17 protein-coding genes are annotated in these 19,010 nt (G+C 61.3%); 9 read left to right on the top strand and 8 right to left on the bottom strand.

From position 1 onward, the window contains the following. Nucleotides 1–369: 369 nt before the first annotated feature. Entirely contained in the window at nucleotides 370–1,092 is a 723-nt protein-coding gene (gene lexA, locus HMPREF2760_RS04075) for a transcriptional repressor LexA (protein WP_070524473.1), read from the top strand. A 366-nt stretch (nucleotides 1,093–1,458) separates the two neighbouring features. Then, nucleotides 1,459–2,241: a DeoR/GlpR family DNA-binding transcription regulator gene (locus HMPREF2760_RS04070; RefSeq protein WP_070524475.1), complete on the top strand. Its 783-nt coding sequence runs from the start codon at nucleotides 1,459–1,461 to the stop codon at nucleotides 2,239–2,241. Nucleotides 2,242–2,339: 98 nt separating this feature from the next. Here HMPREF2760_RS04070 and ptsP read toward each other — a convergent pair whose 3' ends face one another. Next, entirely contained in the window at nucleotides 2,340–4,034 is a 1,695-nt protein-coding gene (gene ptsP / locus HMPREF2760_RS04065; RefSeq protein ID WP_070524477.1) for a phosphoenolpyruvate--protein phosphotransferase, read from the bottom strand. 237 nt (nucleotides 4,035–4,271) lie between these two features. Here ptsP and HMPREF2760_RS04060 point away from each other — a divergent pair, with 237 nt between their 5' ends. The 3 genes from HMPREF2760_RS04060 to HMPREF2760_RS04050 are packed head-to-tail and all read left to right on the top strand — an operon-like array spanning nucleotide 4,272 to nucleotide 7,690. After that, nucleotides 4,272–5,243 (top strand): 1-phosphofructokinase family hexose kinase, encoded by a 972-nt coding sequence (locus tag HMPREF2760_RS04060; protein ID WP_070524479.1) that lies wholly within the window; start codon nucleotides 4,272–4,274, stop codon nucleotides 5,241–5,243. 22 nt (nucleotides 5,244–5,265) lie between these two features. Next, nucleotides 5,266–7,362 (top strand): PTS fructose transporter subunit IIABC, encoded by a 2,097-nt coding sequence (locus tag HMPREF2760_RS04055; protein WP_070524481.1) that lies wholly within the window; start codon nucleotides 5,266–5,268, stop codon nucleotides 7,360–7,362. Between the two features lie 58 nt (nucleotides 7,363–7,420). Further along, the gene (locus HMPREF2760_RS04050) at nucleotides 7,421–7,690 is read left to right on the top strand and encodes an HPr family phosphocarrier protein (RefSeq protein WP_070524483.1); all 270 of its coding nucleotides are present in this window, start codon (nucleotides 7,421–7,423) and stop codon (nucleotides 7,688–7,690) included. Nucleotides 7,691–8,053: 363 nt separating this feature from the next. On the opposite strand, the gene HMPREF2760_RS04045 is transcribed toward HMPREF2760_RS04050, so the two are convergent. Continuing rightward, entirely contained in the window at nucleotides 8,054–9,334 is a 1,281-nt protein-coding gene (locus HMPREF2760_RS04045; RefSeq protein ID WP_070524486.1) for a uracil-xanthine permease family protein, read from the bottom strand. A gap of 34 nt (nucleotides 9,335–9,368) precedes the next feature. Further along, on the bottom strand, nucleotides 9,369–10,847 hold the full coding sequence (gene hflX / locus HMPREF2760_RS04040) for a GTPase HflX (protein ID WP_070524488.1): 1,479 nt from the start codon (nucleotides 10,845–10,847) through the stop codon (nucleotides 9,369–9,371). Between the two features lie 122 nt (nucleotides 10,848–10,969). On the opposite strand from hflX, the gene HMPREF2760_RS04035 reads away from it, so the two are divergent. Both HMPREF2760_RS04035 and HMPREF2760_RS04030 read left to right on the top strand, forming a co-directional pair. Then, on the top strand, nucleotides 10,970–11,752 hold the full coding sequence (locus tag HMPREF2760_RS04035; RefSeq protein ID WP_070524490.1) for a hypothetical protein: 783 nt from the start codon (nucleotides 10,970–10,972) through the stop codon (nucleotides 11,750–11,752). Between the two features lie 21 nt (nucleotides 11,753–11,773). Continuing rightward, nucleotides 11,774–12,307: a hypothetical protein gene (locus HMPREF2760_RS04030; protein WP_070524492.1), complete on the top strand. Its 534-nt coding sequence runs from the start codon at nucleotides 11,774–11,776 to the stop codon at nucleotides 12,305–12,307. Between the two features lie 17 nt (nucleotides 12,308–12,324). On the opposite strand, the gene dapF is transcribed toward HMPREF2760_RS04030, so the two are convergent. Genes dapF through HMPREF2760_RS04015 form a run of 3 tightly spaced genes read right to left on the bottom strand, consistent with a single transcriptional unit; the run spans nucleotide 12,325 to nucleotide 14,731 of the window. After that, nucleotides 12,325–13,161 carry a diaminopimelate epimerase gene (gene dapF / locus HMPREF2760_RS04025; RefSeq protein WP_070524493.1) on the bottom strand — a complete coding sequence of 279 codons (837 nt, stop codon included), beginning with the start codon at nucleotides 13,159–13,161 and terminating at the stop codon, nucleotides 12,325–12,327. An 11-nt stretch (nucleotides 13,162–13,172) separates the two neighbouring features. Continuing rightward, nucleotides 13,173–14,099 (bottom strand): tRNA (adenosine(37)-N6)-dimethylallyltransferase MiaA, encoded by a 927-nt coding sequence (miaA, locus tag HMPREF2760_RS04020; RefSeq protein WP_070596679.1) that lies wholly within the window; start codon nucleotides 14,097–14,099, stop codon nucleotides 13,173–13,175. Then, nucleotides 14,099–14,731: a hypothetical protein gene (locus HMPREF2760_RS04015; RefSeq protein ID WP_070562925.1), complete on the bottom strand. Its 633-nt coding sequence runs from the start codon at nucleotides 14,729–14,731 to the stop codon at nucleotides 14,099–14,101. Before HMPREF2760_RS04015 ends, miaA begins: the two co-directional genes overlap by 1 nt. Nucleotides 14,732–14,862: 131 nt before the next feature. Between HMPREF2760_RS04015 and HMPREF2760_RS04010 the strand changes: the two genes are divergently transcribed. Further along, a complete protein-coding gene (locus HMPREF2760_RS04010) occupies nucleotides 14,863–16,179 on the top strand; it encodes a DUF349 domain-containing protein (RefSeq protein WP_070596677.1) in 1,317 nt (438 codons plus the stop codon). Nucleotides 16,180–16,197: 18 nt separating this feature from the next. Then, nucleotides 16,198–17,274: a GNAT family N-acetyltransferase gene (locus tag HMPREF2760_RS04005; RefSeq protein WP_070596675.1), complete on the top strand. Its 1,077-nt coding sequence runs from the start codon at nucleotides 16,198–16,200 to the stop codon at nucleotides 17,272–17,274. On the opposite strand, the gene HMPREF2760_RS04000 is transcribed toward HMPREF2760_RS04005, so the two are convergent. Both HMPREF2760_RS04000 and HMPREF2760_RS03995 read right to left on the bottom strand, forming a co-directional pair. Then, nucleotides 17,256–18,344, bottom strand: coding sequence for an alkene reductase (locus tag HMPREF2760_RS04000; RefSeq protein WP_083304484.1), 1,089 nt, complete (start codon nucleotides 18,342–18,344; stop codon nucleotides 17,256–17,258). The genes HMPREF2760_RS04005 and HMPREF2760_RS04000 overlap by 19 nt on opposite strands. A gap of 28 nt (nucleotides 18,345–18,372) precedes the next feature. Next, nucleotides 18,373–19,005 carry an Rv2732c family membrane protein gene (locus tag HMPREF2760_RS03995; protein WP_070524499.1) on the bottom strand — a complete coding sequence of 211 codons (633 nt, stop codon included), beginning with the start codon at nucleotides 19,003–19,005 and terminating at the stop codon, nucleotides 18,373–18,375. Nucleotides 19,006–19,010 lie beyond the last annotated feature (5 nt).

Here is a 19,010-nt window from a genome sequence, read left to right as displayed (position 1 = left end):
TAGCACAGCCCGATTACTAGACTTCTCGAGGGCCACCCCGCGCAGTACAGAGGCATTGTTTAATGCGATAGCCATGACGGTTCCTTTCTAGGTCTTCCTTATTCAATGAGACAATGCCCGAAGTGTACGAACAAAGCCCGACATTTTCGAACATCACCTTCGATCAACCGTTCGATTTGGTGTGTATGTTCGATTTATAGCAGGCCTTCGAAAATTTGTCCACACTCGGGCGGCGTTAGTCGAACATTTTTTCTTTCCGTGCTAAAAAGGGAAGCGGAAGTATCACCAGCAGCCCACTCCCACTTATGTCCGGCACACCAAAGCCGCGCACATCATCTCTGCACACCCCGACAGTTCCTAGGAGCAAGAATGGCCCGCAATCCAAAGCGAAGCGACCACCCTTCCCTCGATTCACTTTCCCCTCGCCAACGCCGCATCTTGGAAGTAATCCATGACGCCGTCATGTTGCGCGGCTATCCGCCAAGCATCCGCGAAATCGGTGACGCAACAGGCCTCCAGTCCACCTCGTCCGTGGCCTATCAGTTAAAGCAGCTGGAAGAGAAGGGCTTCCTTCGCCGCGATCCAAACAAGCCACGAGCTGTTGATGTGCGCCATTTCCCCGGCGCCGACGACCCCAAAAAGCCCGGACGAAAGACCGGGCAGGCAATCGCATCATCGGGAACCTCCACCCCTGACGCACCCGAAGACGCCGCCACCCCAAACTACATTCCTGTTGTGGGCCGCATTGCTGCTGGTTCCCCCATCACCGCCGAGGAGAACATCGACGCCTACTTCCCCATGCCGGGTGAAATCCTAGGCAGCGGCGAACTATACATGCTGCAAGTCGTGGGAGATTCAATGCAGGATGCGGGAATCCTCAACGGGGATTGGGTTATTATTCGCTCGCAGTCTGTTGCAGAAGAAGGCGAGTTCGTAGCCGCACTTTTGGACGGTGAAGAAGCGACCGTGAAGGAATTTCACCGAGATTCCTCCGGTGTATGGCTCCTCCCCCACAACGACGCCTACTCACCCATCAAGGGCGATGAAGCCGAAATCATGGGCAAGGTAGTATCCGTATTCCGCAAACTCTAGAAACCATCCACCTCAGCGCTCCCTCAGGCCTTCCCCGCTCCACACCAATCACCCACTCGGTGCGGGCGAACCGGACTGGGGGATTGTTTCTTTTTACCCCCTTGTGTGTGTACATGCCCGATTTCGACCGTTTTAGCGTCCGAGATCACACATTCGGATACTTGCAGTACAACTATAGGTTTTAGTGACTAAGGCACGCATTCGATGTGAGCTTTTCTTTGTTTAGTTCCGTTTTGTTCGCATTCAGTGGGACAATAGAAGTATCGCCACAACATCCGTTGTTCTTTTCGTTCACACGCCCCAGCCCCTTTTCCTTCACCGGCGGGCGCAGTGACCACCACAAGGCAGACTTCATTTGGAGGAACCATGTACGCAGAAGAGCGTCGCCGACAAATTGCGTCATTGACCGCTGTAGAAGGACGAGTCAATGTCACAGAGCTCTCCGAGCGCTTCGATGTCACCGCTGAGACGATTCGCCGCGATCTCGCGGTCTTGGACCGAGAGGGAGTTGTGCACCGAGTTCATGGCGGTGCAGTCGCCTCCCAATCCTTCCAGACCGCCGAATTCACCCTTGATACTCGCCAACGTTCGGCCACGGGCGCCAAAATGGCAATCGCACGCGCCGCACTAGAGCAGCTTCCCGACGGAGGAAGCATCTTTCTCGATGCCGGAACCACCACGAATGCGCTTGCCGATCTCATAGGCCAGCGCTACTCGGCCGGGCAATTCAGCATTGTGTCGAATAGTCTCCCGATCGCTCTTTCACTAGCCAGCAACGGGGTATCTGACGTCCAGCTGCTGGGAGGCACCGTGCGCGCGATTACCCAGGCCGTCGTCGGTGACACTGCGCTTCGCACCATGGCCCTGATGCGTGCTGACGTCGCCTTCATCGGAACCAATGCTCTAACCATTGACCACGGGCTCTCTACGGCCGATTCGCAAGAGGCGGCTATCAAGTCAGCATTCGTCACCAATGCACACCGCGTTGTCGTGCTGTGTGATTCATCGAAGTTGGGCAACGACTACTTGGTCAGCTTTGCATCACTCGATGAGATTGATGTCGTCATTACCGACGCTGCCGCCCCCGATTCCTACGTTGAGGCTCTGCGCGAGCACGGCATCGAGGTGATTGTCGCCGCGGACAAGTAGGCGCTTTCACCAATAGATCAATTCAGCACCCATAGATCAATTCAGGAGGTGTGCACCCCGCATGATGAGGGCGCACACCTCCTGTGCAATTCAGCGCTCTAAGCGGACTGGTATTCCTCCAGCAGCGCAATCACTGCGGCACGAGCGTCCGCTGGGCTTTCGGCGTTGACAGCCGCCTCTGCCATCTTCTGGCACTGCTCAAGGCTGAGCTCAGCCAGCTGCGCACCGACGCCAGCAACCGCAGTCGACGCCGCCGACAGCGAAGTCACACCTAGGCCAGTCAACACGCAGGCAAGCATGGGATCAGCTGCGGCTTCGCCACAGACGCCAACCGGAACGTTGTTATCGCGCCCCACCACGCAGGTGTGCTGAATCAGGCGAAGGACAGCAGGCTGCCACGGATCGGTCAAGTAGGCCAGCTGCGGCGACAGACGGTCCGCGGCCATGGTGTACTGCGTCAGATCATTGGTACCAATGGACACGAAATCGAGGTGCGGCATGATGGTATCCGCCATCAAGGCTGCGGCGGGAACCTCAATCATCGCACCGGCAGTCAAACCGCGCTCGCGGCACAGACCAGCGAACCATTTCGCTTCCACTGCTGTAGCCACCATCGGCGCCATAACCCACGTCGTAGCCCCATCTCCGCGCTTTTCCGCGGCTTGGGCGATAGCGTCGAGCTGACGAGTCAACAGCGCCTCGTTGTCGCGGGCGATGCGCAAACCACGAACGCCCAATGCGGGGTTTTCTTCCGAGTCCAAGGTGGCATAGGAAATCGGCTTATCCGAACCGGCGTCGAGCGTGCGTACAACGACCTTGGACTCCGGGAAAGCGTTGAAAACCTTGCCGTAGATGCGCGCTTGCTCCTCGACGGTCGGTTCCTCGCTGGCAGAGAGGAAGGACAGCTCCGTGCGGTATAGGCCGATGCCTTCTGCCTGCGAGTCAGAGGCAATGCGGGCCGCGTTTCCGTCAGCAACGTTGGCCAGCAACTGCACGCGATGACCATCCTTGGTCTGGGCTGGTCCCCGCCACTGGGCAACTCGTGCCGCCTTCTCACGGTATTCCTCCACGGCCTTCAGCGCGGAGGCACGATCTGCACCCAGGGACACCGATCCTACGGAGCCATCGACGAAGAGCTGGGTGCCAGCCTCAATCGTTCGCAGCTTAGCGCCCACTGCCACGATGCAGGGAAGATCAAGCTGGCGAGCAATAATTGCGGTGTGGCTGGTTGGCCCGCCAAGCTCGGTCACGAGCGCCTTGATGTGAGTGGTGTCCAAGGTTGCGGTATCCGCCGGGGCTAGATCGTCAGCCAGCAGTACAGCCTCTCCTTCGACCATGGGTAGGCCCGGCTCTTGCTCACCGCGCAGCTGAGCAATCACTCGATCGCGCACGTCCTTGAGGTCCGTCGTGCGCTCAGCCATGACGCCGCCGGCGGCCTCAAACATGGTGACAAACCTGTCCGTGGCCCCCACAACTGCATACTCGGCGTTCTTACCGCCGCGAATACCCTTGCGCACTGCCTTGTGCCAGCCTCGATCCTTGACCATTCCGGCGGTTGCGCCAAGAACTTCAGCCGCTTGGCCTTCGGCCCCAGCTGCGCGCTGTTCTAACCGGCTAGCAACCATATCTACCGCTTCGAGGAAGCGATCGTATTCGGCATCACGTTGCTCTTCCGCCACGGTTTCTCCAGCCGTGGGCAGTTCTGGGCGTGGGCGGACCCACACCGCCTCAGCGTATGCAACGCCAGCGACGACGCCGGTGCCTTTAATGATGGATGGGGATGCGTTTTCCATGACACATTTCCTTACGGAGACGATGTTTTCTCTTTCCAGATCATCACAAGTCGGCCAAAAATGCAACGAAACCCACAGTGATTCCATTGACATTCGGACACATACGGGCAATAATCAACATTAAGCAACATTAATTTCACGCTGACAACGGGCAATCCGCACCGAAGCTCTTGTTCACGCCGCTGAGGCGCGTTTGCCCCCAATATACGCACTCCGCGAAAGGGGACATTCTCCACGATGATCCTTACTTTGACCCCCAACCCGAGCATCGACGCCACCGTGCGCTTGAACGAGGAACTCGAACCTGGTGCTGTTCACCGCGCAGGATCCGTCTCCAGCGTTGCCGGTGGTAAAGGCGTCAACGTTACGCACGCGGTAACGCTCGCCAACGTCGACAGCCTGGCGCTGCTCCCCGCCGTTGCCTCCGATCCTTTCCTGGTCCTCGCGGCCGACGCATCGATTCCCGTGCAGGCCGTGCCCACTCACAGCGCGGTGCGTACCAACACCACTCTGACCGAGCCGAATGGCCGCACGACCAAGCTCAATGGCCCCGGCGCCACGCTCGATGCGGACGTGCAGCAAGCCGTTGTACAGGCACTCGCAGAACACTGCGCCGACGCCGAGTGGTTAGTCATGGCAGGTTCTCTCCCCCAAGGCGTTCCCACCGACTGGTACACGCAGCTCATCCGGGTAGCCCGCGAAGCCAACCCTGACCTCCGCATAGCCGTCGATACCTCTGATGCGCCCATGGTGGCTCTCGGTGACAACCTCGAAGTAACCAGCCCCGACCTCATCAAGCCAAACGGCCTCGAGCTGGGCCAGCTTGCAGGTGTCGATGGTCAGGCCCTTGAGGCCGCCGCCGAAGACGGCGACTTCAGCGGAGTGGTTGAGGCCGCGAGGGTCGTCGTCAAGCGCGGCATCCCCGAGGTTCTTGTCACCCTGGGTGGCGCTGGCGCGGTGCTGGTCACGGCCAATGAAGCATGGGCTGCTACTCCCCCGCCGATTACCCTGCGCTCCACCGTGGGTGCCGGCGATTCTTCGCTCTCCGGCTATATCCTCGCCCGCCGCTCCGGCGCCTCGTACCCCGAGGCCCTGCGCCAGGCTGTGGCCTACGGTTCAGCAGCCGCAGCACTCCCGGGAACCCAAATTCCAACCCCCGAAGAACTAGATATCGAACACACGACGGTTTCGGCCGTCACCGGCCTTTAGCAGTACTGAGGAGTACCTACCGATGTCATCACAACTCATCACCACCGACCTCGTGGCGCTCGACGCCGACTTCGGTGACAGCATCGAATCAGTCATTACCAATCTGGCCTCGCTTGTTCACGACACCGGCCGCGCTACCTCCGTGGACGAGCTGGCAGGCCCGGCCATCGCGCGTGAAGCCAAAGCCGGCACCGGTGTCCCCGGCGGCGTTGCCATCCCGCACTGCCGCTCTGCTGCCGTGTCTGAACCCACCCTGGCCTTCGCCCGTCTCTCGCGCGGGGTCGACTTCTCCGGCCCCGACGGTGACGCCCACTTGGTGTTCCTCATCGCTGCTCCGGAAGGAGGCGGCAAGGCCCATCTGAAGATTCTCTCGAAGCTCGCTCGCGCGCTGGTGAAGAAGGACTTCCTGGAAGCCCTTCGAACTGCGAAGACCAAAGAAGAGATCGTCTCCCTCGTCCTCGACGTTGTCAACGCAGAAAAGCCGAAGAAGAAGGCTGCAGCTACCGAATCAGCATCCACTGCAGGTGCGAGTGCAGCGGCAGCGGCTCCTGCTTCGAGCAAGACTGCAGAGTCGAAGAAGACGCGCATCGTGGCCGTCACCGCATGCCCGACCGGCATTGCTCACACGTACATGGCTGCCGATGCCCTCACTCAAACCGCCGAGGAACGCGACGACGTCGAGCTCACCGTGGAGACCCAGGGGTCCTCCAACAACACCTCTGTTTCGGCAGACACGATTGCGGCTGCCGACGCCGTGATTTTCGCTACCGACGTGGGCGTTCGTGACCGTGAGCGCTTCGCCGGCAAGCCGGTCATCGAATCTGGCGTCAAGCGCGCCATCAACGAACCGGGCGTGATGATCGATGAGGCCATCGCCGCCTCGAAGAACCCCAACGCGCACAAGGTGGCAGGAACTGCCGGCGCGTCCTCCTCTAGCGCTGAGGAAGATGGCCAGGGTCTGGGCTGGGGCAAGCGTATTCAGCAAGCCATCATGACCGGCGTTTCTTACATGGTTCCGTTTGTTGCCGCGGGCGGCCTCCTCCTGGCACTGGGATTCCTCTTCGGTGGCTACGACATGGCCAACGGTTGGCAGGCCATCACCACCGACTACTCGCTGACCAACTTGCCGAGCCATGACGTCATGGTCGACGGCGAAATGATGACCTTCAAGAAGGCAGGGTTCGCCCTGTACATCGGCGCCGTGCTCTTCGCCATCGGTCAAGCATCGATGGGATTCATCGTCGCGGCGCTCTCCGGCTACATCGCCTTCGCGCTGGCAGGCCGCCCAGGCATCGCGCCGGGCTTCGCGGGTGGTGCCATTGCCGTGACTCTCGGCGCTGGCTTCATCGGCGGTCTTGTCACCGGTCTCATTGCTGGCTTTGTTGCGATGTGGATTGGCAAGTGGAAGGTACCGCGTTGGATCGGCTCCCTCATGCCTGTCGTTATCATCCCGCTGCTCGCCACGATGATCACTGGCTTGCTCATGTACCTGCTTCTCGGCGCCCCGCTGGCCGCCATCATGGAGGGCCTGCAGAACTGGCTGTCCTCGATGTCTGGTTCCTCCGCTGTCCTTCTGGGCATCATCCTCGGCCTGATGATGTGCTCCGACCTGGGTGGCCCGGTCAACAAGGCTGCCTACCTCTTCGCCACCGCAGGCCTGTCCACGGGCGACGAGGCCTCCATGAAGATCATGGCCGCCGTCATGGCCTCCGGCATGGTTCCGCCAATTGCACTGTCCATCGCGACCTTTGTGCGCAAGAACCTGTTCACGCCTGCGGAGCAGGAGAATGGTAAGTCCGCGTGGCTGCTGGGCCTGTCTTTCGTCTCCGAGGGCGCCATTCCGTTCGCTGCCGCCGACCCGCTGCGTGTCATCCCTTCGATGATGCTCGGTGGCGCGGTCACTGGTGCGCTGTCGATGTCCCTGGACGTCATGTCTCGCGCCCCGCACGGCGGAATCTTCGTTATCTTCGCCATCGAACCTGCGTGGGCGTACTTCGTGGCCATCCTTGCCGGCGTCATCGTGTCCACCATCGCGGTCATCGCGATGAAGCGATTCTGGCCCAACAAGGCTGCTGAAGAGGCTGCAGCAAAGGCCGACATGGCCAAGGCTGCCGCCTAACCCTTAACCCGCGTACACTTGTAAGCACGAAATACCGTAATTCGAAAGGATTATCATCATGGCTTCTAAGACCGTCAAGGTTGGTTCCTCCGTCGGACTGCACGCACGCCCGGCTTCCATCATCGCAGACGCTGCCGCTGAGTTCGATGAGGACATCTTCCTCGCCCTCGTTGGCGATGAGGACGAGGATGAGACCGATGCTGCTTCCTCCCTCATGATCATGGCTCTCGGCGCCGAGCAGGGCGACGAAGTCACCGTGACCTCCGAGAACGAGGCGGCTGTCGAGAAGATCGCCGGCCTCATCGAGCAGGACCTCGACGCTTCCTAAAGCACTTCCCGTTTATAGAACGGCAGCTCCCGCTTCCCTCTTGCGCTGAGGGTGGCGGGAGCTTTTCGTTGCTTGGTTGTCTAGCAAAAGGTTCTAGTCATCGGGCTCTACTCAAACGGTTTTGCTGGGGGCAAGGAAACCATATAGAGGTGCCTATAAGGTTCACTTGACCCCAAGAAAACCTTCTGACCCGAACCATGTGAGTAGAACCATGTGGATGCGCTGCCTCATACCGCAGAGGGACCGAAGTAAAAGCACCTTATGCAGACTTCTGCACACATTCACCTGTGGTTTTGCATAAATACGCGTCCAGATGGTGCTTTTGCTCCGGTCCCTTATCCTCGCTAGTCGGCGGAAGCGCCTCTAGTACTTCGCGCCGCGGCCTTCACCGATGGTGCCGTAAAGCTTCTTCATCACTGGGTAGAGCACGATGATGCCGACGGAGCCCCAGGCAATGCCTTCGAGGGTCACGCCGAAGACGTCGAGCGTGAGGTTGCCAATGCCCGCGATGAGCGCCACTGCCGCCGCAGTGAGGTTCACCGGGTTGTTGAAGTTGACCTTGTTGTCCATCCAGATGCGCACGCCAAGCATGCCGATGAGGCCGTAGAGGACGATGCAAGCACCGCCCAGCACGCCGGTGGGGATGGTGAAGATAAGCGCGCCAAACTTCGGGATGAAGGCCAGCGCGATAGCGGTAACAGCAGCCACCCAATAGGCGGCCGTCGAGTAGACACGGGTGGCGGCCATGACTCCGATGTTCTCCGCGTAGGTTGTGGTGCCGGAACCACCGAAACCACCGGCCAGGGAGGTGGCCAGGCCGTCCGCGATGAGAGCATCGCCAGCGAGATCATCGAGGTCGCGCTTGGTCATCTCAGAGACCGCCTTAACGTGGCCGACATTTTCAGCAATCAGAACGACCAACACCGGAAGTGCTGCCGCGATGGCTGAAACGTGGAACTCCGGCGCATGGAACTGCGGGAAGCCAATCCAAGCCGCCTCGCGGATAGACTCCACCGCGCCCTCACCGAGGTTGCCTGTGGCGGCCGCGAAAGCCCAGCCGACGACGACACCAATCAGAATCGACAGACGCGAAACCATGCCCCGCCCAGCGACAGTGGCGAGGATGATGACCGCCAGCGTCACCGTGGCAACCAGCGGCTGGCTCGAATAGTTGGTGGCCGCATTGGGAGCCAAGTTGAGGCCGATCAGCGCAACAATGGCACCGGTGACGGCCGGCGGCATGACAGCGTCGAGGACCTTTCGGCCCGCCGCCTTCACCGCGAGACCAATGGCCACCAAGACCAGGCCAGTCACGAGGACGGAACCTGCCTGCGCGCCAATGCCGTACTGCTGGGAGGCGCTCAACGGCGCAATGAACGCGAAGGAGGAACCTAGGTAAGAAGGCAGGCGGTTGCGGGTAATCAGGAGGAACAGTATCGTTCCCAAACCCGAAAACAGTAGCGTCGTGTTGACCGGGAATCCGGTCAGGGTGGGCACGAGCAACGTCGCGCCGAACATGGCCACCACGTGCTGCATGCCGATGCCGATGGTGCGGCCCCAGCTCAATCGTTCTTCGGGTGCGACAACCGCGCCCGGCTTAATCGTCTTTCCGTCCCCGTGGACGGCCCAGCCAAAATTACTCACGAGCCCTAATTATGGCTCACGCGAGCACCGAAACCTAAGCGTCTTGGTCAGAAACTCGAAATTCTTTGAGCTCGGCGGCGACGGAGGCTGGCAGGCGGACGTCGACAAGCGTGCCCTCCCCCGTGTAGTCCTCGCCGCGCACGGTGCCTTGGGTGTGGATGCGATCGATCACGTCCCCGCGGGTAAACGGCACGAGAAGCCGCACGTGTTCATCCTGAGAGTTGAGGAACAGCTCCACGCGCGTGGTGAGCTCATCAATGCCCTCCCCCGTCTTGGCGGAAACATACACAACGTTGTCGCGGTCGAGGACGTGACGCAGTTCCGCCAACACCAGCGGATCGGCCTGGTCAATCTTATTGATCACGACGATCTCCGGCGGTGCCTCCTCACCGGTCTCCTTCACGATGTCATAAATGACCTGGTTAACGGCCTCTATCTGCTTCAGCGGGAAGGGATCCGACCCGTCCACCACGTGCAGCATCAGGTCTGCTGCGAGGACCTCCTCCAAGGTGGACTTGAAGGCTTCCACCAACTGCGTGGGCAGATGGCGCACGAACCCAACGGTATCGGTGAAGACGACCTGGCGGCCATCGGCAAGCTCGGCGCGGCGAGTGGTGGGATCCAAGGTCGCGAACAGCGCGTCCTCCACCAGCACGCCGGCACCCGTCATTGCATTAATGAGGGAGGACTTGCCAGCGTTGGTGTAGCCGGCGATGGCGATCTGAGGGATCGTCGATGACGCACGGCGCGAACGCTTAATCTCACGTGCCGTTTTCATCGCCTTAAGCTCCTTGCGAAGCAGGGCCATCTGCGTGCGGATGCGGCGGCGGTCCGTCTCAATCTTGGTCTCACCGGGACCGCGCAGACCAACACCGCCGTTGGAACCAGCACGGCCGCCCGCCTGGCGCGAGAGGTTTCCACCCCAACCACGGGTATGGGTATAGAGGTATTCCAGCTGCGCGAGCGAGACCTGGGCCTTGCCTTCCTTGGACTTGGCGTGCTGCGCAAAGATATCCAGGATGAGCATGGTGCGGTCAATGACCTTGGTGTTGAGCGCACGCTCCAGGGCAGAGAGCTGACCGGGGGTTAGCTCGCCATCGCACACCACGGTATCCGCGCCAGTAGCAGCCACGATGTCCTTGAGCTCGTTCACTTTTCCCGAACCGATATAGGTGCCTGGATCCGGTTTATCTCGCTTCTGGTACAAGGCTTCGACGACTTCGGCTCCCGCGGTTTCCGTCAGAGCGGCTAACTCCGCCATCGTGGCCTCAACCTCGGCCACGGTACCTTCGGTCCACACTCCCACGAGCACCACTTGCTCAAGGCGCAGCTTTCGATACTCCACCTCGTAGCCATCGGTGGTGTCTTCCGCGCGGATGGTGGTCTCACGGTTTACTCGCCGGAAGGCGTTGCGCTCCGCAAGGTCGAGATCACCGGTAGTTGGCTCCTGTGAATTGGGCGCCGGCTCACCAAAAGCCTGCGCGAGGAGATCATCATGGGTTTCTTTTGTCATATGTCCCCTATTCTTGCACGTTGTCCCTCTCAACTGGGAATCTCCGCTTCCTGTTCCCACAGACTTCCGCAGCACGGTGACGTATCAGCGCTGGTTTTTGAGTCCCCTCTGAGACAGATACAATGGTGCGCATGACCGTGAAAGAAACCTCCCACCCAGAGATGCAGGCCATCGGCCTCAACTACGAGCGCTGGCAGGACGCCGTTGAGGCAGCCATTTCCAGCAATCAACTGGCAGTGACCGGGGAGGTTCGCGGGGGACAACTTATCCAGTTCGCGGATCCTTCCGGCGCGCAACTCAATATCCTTGCCGTCGAGCCTTTCGCCACCTTCATTGGTTTCGAGGGCGTTACCCAGGGCTTCGCCCACGTGTCGATGATTAATGATGTCTTGGCTTTCCTGGACATCATTGATCCTTTCGGCAACGTGCTCGCGCAGGCGACGGCAAATCTGGCGCAGGGCCCGCTCCTCGCTGACGAAGACACCCAGCAGTGGCAGCAAGTAGAGCTCACTGCGATGGGTCTCAACGTCTCCGCATTCGACAGCACAGACGCCTACGAAGCAGCGAAGGGAAGCTACCCGGCCACGTTTGAGTCCGTGGGTGCGGACATTGTCGCGGCTGGTTCCGGCGCCGAAACCCCCACCCCGCGCTGCACCTTTGCCGCACGGGTCATGGAATCCGAGTGGCGCCACAACCAGCTCACCGGTGAACGCTTCATTCATCTGGTCATGGATGGTGCATTCCCCTTCGATCTCTGCTTGCCCGAGAGCTTTGGAGACCTCCCGGTAAAGGATTCCGTTCTTGCGGGTTCGGCAATGCTGACCGCCTCGATCGCGCTGCCCACTGGTGGCTGTGGCGGCGAAGGCGGGTGCGCCTGCGGCTCCGGCGGCTGCGGCGGTCACTAGAACTTCCGTAGAGTAGTTCACATGAGTTTTTCCGCATCTCAGCGTCGCGGCCTCGCGCTGCTTCTCGCCGTGGTTACCGCTGCGGTGTTGATTCTGACGCTGAAGCTGCCGGGGGTTATCCTCGCCGCGTTTGTGTGCGCAGCGCTGTGGCTCTTTGCCGACGCCCGCCCCAACGCCTCGGAACATGCAGCACTGCGGGCTTCTATTGCGCTCACGGTGGAGGACATCACGGGAGTGCTTGAGGATTACGCGACGTTTGCCACGAGCGACGACGCAGAGTCCCTCGCCGACCGCACGTTGCACCGCCCGGCGCTTGTCGACGCCGACTGCGCCAACCCCGCCATCGAAGCGTTCCACTACGAGATGCATGGCGCGCAACGCTTCTTACGCCGCCTCGACGCTCGAGTAAACTCGCCGAATGCCGAGACAAGTGAGCTTGAATCCCTGCTCAAGGTAGCCGATGAGCGCGCCGCCGAGCTCAAAGAAGCCTGGCTCGCCGCCCGCCGCGCCGCCTTGGCCTTGGGAACCAATTACGAAAAGGAGGACGGACGCTAAACGCCGTCCTGAAAGCCCTATAGTGACGTTTCACCAGTTGCCACGATGCGCGAAGGGCCCGTCAGCGTGGAACCGTCCTCGGTGATTTCTACCTGGACCTGGCCGCCGGGGACGATGACGCGGACGCTACCGGTGATGCGGGAGGCGTCGGCAAGCGCGGCGCACGCTGCCGCCACCGTCCCGGTGCCGCACGAACGGGTCTCGCCCGAGCCGCGCTCGAAGACGCGCATGTGAACCGTTCCGTCCTCCAAGGGCGTGACCAGCTCAACGTTGACGCCAGCCGGGAAGAAGTCCGTATCAAATACCGGTTGCTCGAGGCGCTTTCCAGCCAATTCCTTTGCGCTAAGGTCTGGGATAACCGCCGCCAAATGGGGATTTCCCACGTCTACGCCAAGGCCGGCAAAGCTCTCCCCCGCCATCGACGCTGTGGAGACGCCGAGCACCTGTGCTGGGCCCATCTCCACGCTGACTTCGGCCGCCGAGTCGTTGAAGGAGTGCACGGTCACCTGCTTGGCTCCGGCGCGTGTGCCCACGGTGAAGGTATCCGTATCCACCAACCCCCGGGAGCGGACCCAGTGCGCGAAGACCCGGGTGCCGTTGCCACACATCTCCGCAATCGAGCCATCTGCGTTGCGGTAGTCCATGAACCAGTCCTCCGCAGCGATACCCGGCGCGAGTTCCTCAATCTCCCCATTGGCAAGCAGCTGACCGGCGCGGATAACGCGCAGCACGCCGTCCGCGCCGATTCCCGCACGACGGTCGCACAGAGCCACTACCTTTTCCGGCGGCAGCGCCTCTGTTCCTTCCACAATGACGAAATCGTTCTCAGTTCCGTGGCCTTTAGCAAACTTCATAGGTTTAAAGTCTACTGTCCTTCCACGATGCGCAATGCCTGCGGCGTCGTCTCGGCCGCAGCATCGAGCCACTGGATCCGCTTGTCGCGGTTGAACCAGGAGCGCTGGCGGCGCACATAGCGGCGGGTTCCGGTGATGGTGCGCTCCACTGCTTCTTCCCATGTCAGCTCGCCGCGCTGGGCTTGCAGCACCTGTGCGTAACCGATCGCCCGGCCTGCTGTGGAATCAGCCTTCAGACCGTGGGCTTGGAGGTTTTCAACTTCCTCCACGAGCCCTTTATCGAACATGAGGCGGCTGCGCAGCTCAATGCGTGGGTTCAGCCAGCTGGAATCCGTGCGCAGACCGAGGATTATCGTCCCCCACCGGGGCGGAGCATTCTTCGGTGGCTGGCTGGCTTTGAAGGGCTTCCCAGTAAGCTCGATAACCTCCAGCGCGCGCACGGTGCGGCGCGGATCTTTGTCCTCGATGATGGCTGCGGCCGCTGGGTCCACAGCAGCCAGCTCCGCGTGCAGAGCATCGGTACCAATCTCTTGACGCCGGGCCTCCCAGCGGGCCCGCACCTGCGGGTCAGTGGGTGGGAACTGCCAGTTATCCACGAGCGATTGGACATACAGCATGGAGCCGCCCACCAGAATCGGGGTTTTACCGCGTGCACGGATGCCGTCAATATCCGCGATGGCGGAGGCCTGATAGCGCGCTACCGACGCCGTTTCCGTCACGTCCCACACATCGAGCTGATGGTGCGGAATGCCTTCGCGTTCCTCCATTGTCAGCTTGGCTGTGCCAATATCCATGCCCCGGTAGAGCTGCATCGAGTCGACGTTGACAACTTCCCCGTCGAGCTCGTGGGCCAGGGCTACCCCGAGCGCTGATTTCCCGGAGGCCGTCGGGCCCACCACCGCGATAGGGGTTGGGCCGGGTGCTTGAATATCAGGCATTAGCACTGCCACCCCGCCACATAGCGTCCTACCCCCAGGGTTGAATCCGCCGCCCGCAGTTCCGCGTGACGCGGGTGCACGCTTGCCAGCTGCGCCCAGAGGCTCGTCTCGAGCACACCGGCAGCACGGAGGCGCTCTTCGTCGCAGTGGCCTTCCCCTCCCGCTAGGATGCTTTCGCACCACAGGTGTGCATCCCGTGCGCCATCGACAAGCGCAAGCGGCGCGCGCTCGGTCAGGCCGGCCGAACCGTCAACGCAGACCACAGTCAAGCGCCCGGGGCGAACCTCACCGAGCTCAGCGCGAGAATCCTCCACCACGAAGCCCGGTTCATCGGAAGTGAGATTAAGCGCACGGCTAAGCACGTAGCGGGCCATGATTTCCGGAAGGAAATTCCCGCCGCCGACGTTGACCTGCGGTGCTCCCCATGCTTTCAAGCTCCCTGTGTGCTCGGTACGCCAGCGCACATCGCGCGATCCCACAATGTCCACCTGGAGGGGGCTGCTGCCGCTCACGCGTGCGGCATCACGGGCCAACTCGCACGCAGCACTGAGCAGCGCACGCGAGGCATCATCGCTGGGTGAGAGTTCTTCCGCCAAGGCCGGTGAGGCTGGCATAATCATGAGATTCTGCATCGACTCCCATCCTATAAGGTTAGTTTTTCGGGGTTAACACGCGGCTGCGCGGCTGAAACGGTAGTGTTGTGTGACATAAGTTCTGGCAGCCGTGTCGCGCGGCGCGATAGTACCGAAGGTGGTTTCCTACCATGTCCGCTATTCCTTCCCCTGGAGCCATGCCCCGCAAGGGTTCTCGTCCCGGCCCAACTCCGTCCGCCCCGGCAGCTCGCCCGGTGCAGCCCGTGAAGAACGATCCCACTCAGTGGGGCCGCGTTGATGCTGATGGTTCGGTGTATGTCAAAGCACCCGAGGGCGAACGCAAGATCGGTGAATGGCAGGCGGGCACTCCCGAAGAAGGCCTAGCGCATTTTGGCGCGCGCTACGATGATTTGTCTACCGAGATCGAGCTGCTGGAATCCCGCCTGAATGCACATCCGGGCGATGCAGCATCGATTAAGGCTACCGCGGCAGAGCTGCGAGAGTCCCTGCCCACGCAGGCGGTAATTGGTGATATCGCAGCCTTGGATCAGCGCCTGGGCACCGTCATCGAGCATTCCGTCGAAGCCGGCGAGCAAGCACAGGCCGATAAGGCCCGCCGCCGCGAGGAGGCAATCGCAAAGAAGGAGAAGCTCGCCGCAGAGGCCGAGGACATCGCCGCTAACTCGACGGAGTGGAAGGCCGCCGGCGACCGCATCCGCGCCATCCTCGAGGAATGGAAGCAGATCCGCGGCATCGACCGCCACACGGATGATGCCCTGTGGAAGCGCTATTCCCGCGCCCGGGATTCCTTCAACCGCCGCCGCGGCTCGCACTTCGCTGAGCTCGACCGCAACCGCGCTGCTTCCCGCGCCAAGAAGGAAGAATTGGTTGAGCGCGCAGAAGCTATCAAGGAATCCACCAACTGGGGTGAGACGGCGCGCGCTTACCGCGACCTCATGACGGAGTGGAAGGCCGCTGGCCGCGCGCCGCGCGAGATTGATGACAAGCTCTGGGCCCGCTTCCGCGCCGCGCAGGACCACTTCTTTAATGCCCGCAACGCCGTCAACGATGAGCGCGACAAGCAGTTCGCAGAGAACGCCGCCGCCAAGGACGCACTCATTGCGGAATATGACTCCCAGATTGATCCCACCAAGTCGCTCGACGCGGCAAAGGCCAAGCTGCGAGAGCTGCAAGAAAAGTGGGAGGAGATTGGTTTCGTCCCACGCAATCAGGTGCGCGAGTTCGAGGCTAAGATTTCCGCTCTGGAAAAGCGCGTAAGCGATGCCGAGGATTCAGAGTGGCGCCGGACCGATCCGGAGGCCCAGGCCCGCGTGGCTCAGTTCCAGGCCAAGGTGGATGACTTCACCGCTCAAGCAGAAGCAGCTGAGGCCAAGGGCAATACCAAGAAGGCAGAGGATCTGCGTACCCAGGCCAAGCAGTGGCAGGAGTTCGCGGATGCCGCCGCGGCTGCTGTCAACGGCAAGTAAGCGCGCTGCGTAGCCTGAGTGTTCGTTCACATCGTCGCCCCGCCGGGCTCGGCACACGCTGAGCCCGCTGACTGTCTCCGCAGCTTCGTCTTCGACGCTAACCTTGCCGCGCAAGAGGCCAGCGGTGATCCCGCAGCCAGTGGCTCTCCACGTCGCGTGCTCCAGCGTCTCCAAGGTTCTACGGAGTCACGCACCTACCTCTTTGGTCTGACAGACTCCGTCTTGGGCCCAGCTGGAGAGTTAGGCTTGCCAGTTATTTCGGCCGCCGAGCCCAGCCCGGAAATTGACTTCGACGGTTTCATCCACATCTCGCTTCCGCTTTTGGAAGAGACAGATAACGCCGACATCGAGTGCGTCCTCGCCGCCGATCTCCTCCCGCTGCCTGGGGAAGAGCTGGAGCCGGAAGCCCTCGAGGTCACGCGGATCTTGGCCCGCGAAGCCCTCCGCCTTACCCGCCAGCTAGGCCGCAAGAATGCCCAGGTTGGCATGCTGTACCCGCCGGACGCGGACTACTCATACGATCCGATGTCGCAGGCCTACCTCGAACTGGGCTTTCGCCAGAAGCACGCCGAGCGCCAGATGTACATCGACATCGCTGCCACCTCCCCGGTCCTCGGCGCGCACGTCTGGCCGGACTACGACATTCCGGATGCACTGCTTGACGACGTCCTCCGCTTGCTCACCCTCGCCTCCACCGACGCGGTCTACGGTGACTTGAGCGTCGAGCCCATCGTGTGGACGCGGCAGCGCCTCAAGGAGGCCCACGCCCGACTGCGCTCCCGCGGAGCGCACACTCTGCTCGTGGGTATTCTCGACCGAGGTAAAGTCGTCGCCCTCACGGAGCTCTCCCGCCACGGCGATGCAGACCCCGAGGTGTGCGAGTGGACGCTCACAGTGACTGACCGTGAATACCGACGCCGCGGGTTCGCCACGCGCGCCAAACAGCACGCTCAGTACGCAGTGGCGCACCACTGGCCCACCGTGCGCCGTGCGTACTGCTCAGTGGCCCAGGCCGATCCAGCGATGAACGCGCTGTATGCCCGCCTCGGGGCGCACGTCATTTCCGCCAGCAGCGCCTACGAACTCACCGTGTAAACGGGGTAGTCGGTATAGCCGCGCTCCCCTCCCGTGTAGAACGTGCTCTCATCCGGCGCGGTAACAGGCAATTCCTCCTGCCAGCGGCGGACTAGGTCCGGATTCGAGATAGCCAGCCGCCCCACCGCCACGGCATCGCCGTACTGCACCAGCTGCTCGGCCTCCTCCCGCTGGGTGATGCGACCAAAGCCTGAGTTGAGGATGACGCGTGTCTTCCCGTTGGCGCGAACATGAGTGCTCAGCTCGGTGATGAGCTCACCAGTGGGCTCTGCGTGAAGGAAAGAAACATAGGCCAAGCCGAGGTCTTCGATGGCGCGAAGCAGCCCACCATAGGTGGCGCGCACATCCTCAGTGTCGCTTTCCTCAATGCCTTGAATATTGTTTTGCGGCGATAGGCGCAGCGCAAGGCGGTCCGCGTCAATCTCTTCAGCCACCGCACGCAGGATCTCCTCCACAAGGCGATAGCGCTTCTGCGGGCTTCCGCCATAAGCATCGTCGCGGTGATTCGAGCTCGGGGAAAGGAATTGATGCAGGAGATAGCCGTTGGCACCGTGGATCTCTACGCCATCCATGCCTGCGTCAATAGCGTTGCGTGCGGCTTGCCGGAACTCATCGATGATGCGCGGCATCTCTTCACTATCGAGTGCTCGGGGCACTGGGCACTCCTTACGGGATTCGAAATCTCTCACCGCAGTGCCGGAGGCCAGCGCGGAGGGAGCTGCCGGCTCCGCCCCTTCAAGAAGGCTGGTATGAGACAAACGCCCGCCATTCATTACCTGCATGAAGATGCGCCCGCCGGAATCGTGAACGGACTTCGCCACGCGACGCCACCCAGCTATCTGCTCTGGTGTCTCGATACCAGGCTGGCCTGGGAAGGCACGGCTGGTCACCGCTGGGAACACGCCTTCTGTCACGATAAGCCCCATGGAGGCGCGTTGCGCGTAGTACCTCTCGTGCAACTGCGTGGGGACACCGTCGCGACCTGCGCGCGACCGAGTCAAAGCCGCCATCGTCACGCGGTTTGGAAGCGTTAGTCGTCCGAATTCTAAAGAGTCAAAGAGTGTAGCCATGCACTCCACAACACGAATCTAGGAACGCTTATTCCTCGCCCTGCTGGCTCCGGTGGCGTGAGGCGGCGCGTGAGCGGCGGTCGTCGATAAGCAGCGGGTTCTGTTCCGCTGGAAGCGCGGTCGCGGCTTCGTTCTGCAGGACTCCCACGTGGTCAAGCTGCCCCGAGACTTCCCGCACGCGCTCCGCGGCGGCTAGCTGCTCAGGGCTGCGGCGCAACGCCACTTGGCAGTACACCAGGAAGGCCACCAACGTAGACACAGCGCCCACGTACATGCCAATAGATGCCCCCTCAGCGGCACCGCCGCGGTACCAGAATCCCCACAAGTTAACGAAAAAGGAGATGGTCACCATCATCCATGCGGCGAGAGCCACAGACGTCCGCCGCGTAAGGATCGTAGCGGTAGTCAGAATTCCCACGCCACCCAACGCTAACCAGGCGCTAACGGTCTCCATAAGTGAAATTCGCACTCCCTCGGCGGTTCCGCCTACGAAGAGTGCTTCCCATCCACGGGCATCACCGGCATAAGGCAACACCAGATACGCTACCCACGCCACGACAGACACGATGAGCGCATATTTGTGCTTTCCCAGTTCGATGGTCTTCGCCGCGCGCTTTTCTGCGGCGACAGCATCGCGCACCTGCTTCAAGTCATCACTCATAGAAT

This window comes from Corynebacterium sp. HMSC065D07, from assembly GCF_001810695.1.
GTDB classification, from domain to species: domain Bacteria; phylum Actinomycetota; class Actinomycetes; order Mycobacteriales; family Mycobacteriaceae; genus Corynebacterium; species Corynebacterium hesseae.
This window is presented reverse-complemented; position numbering and strand designations above follow the sequence as displayed.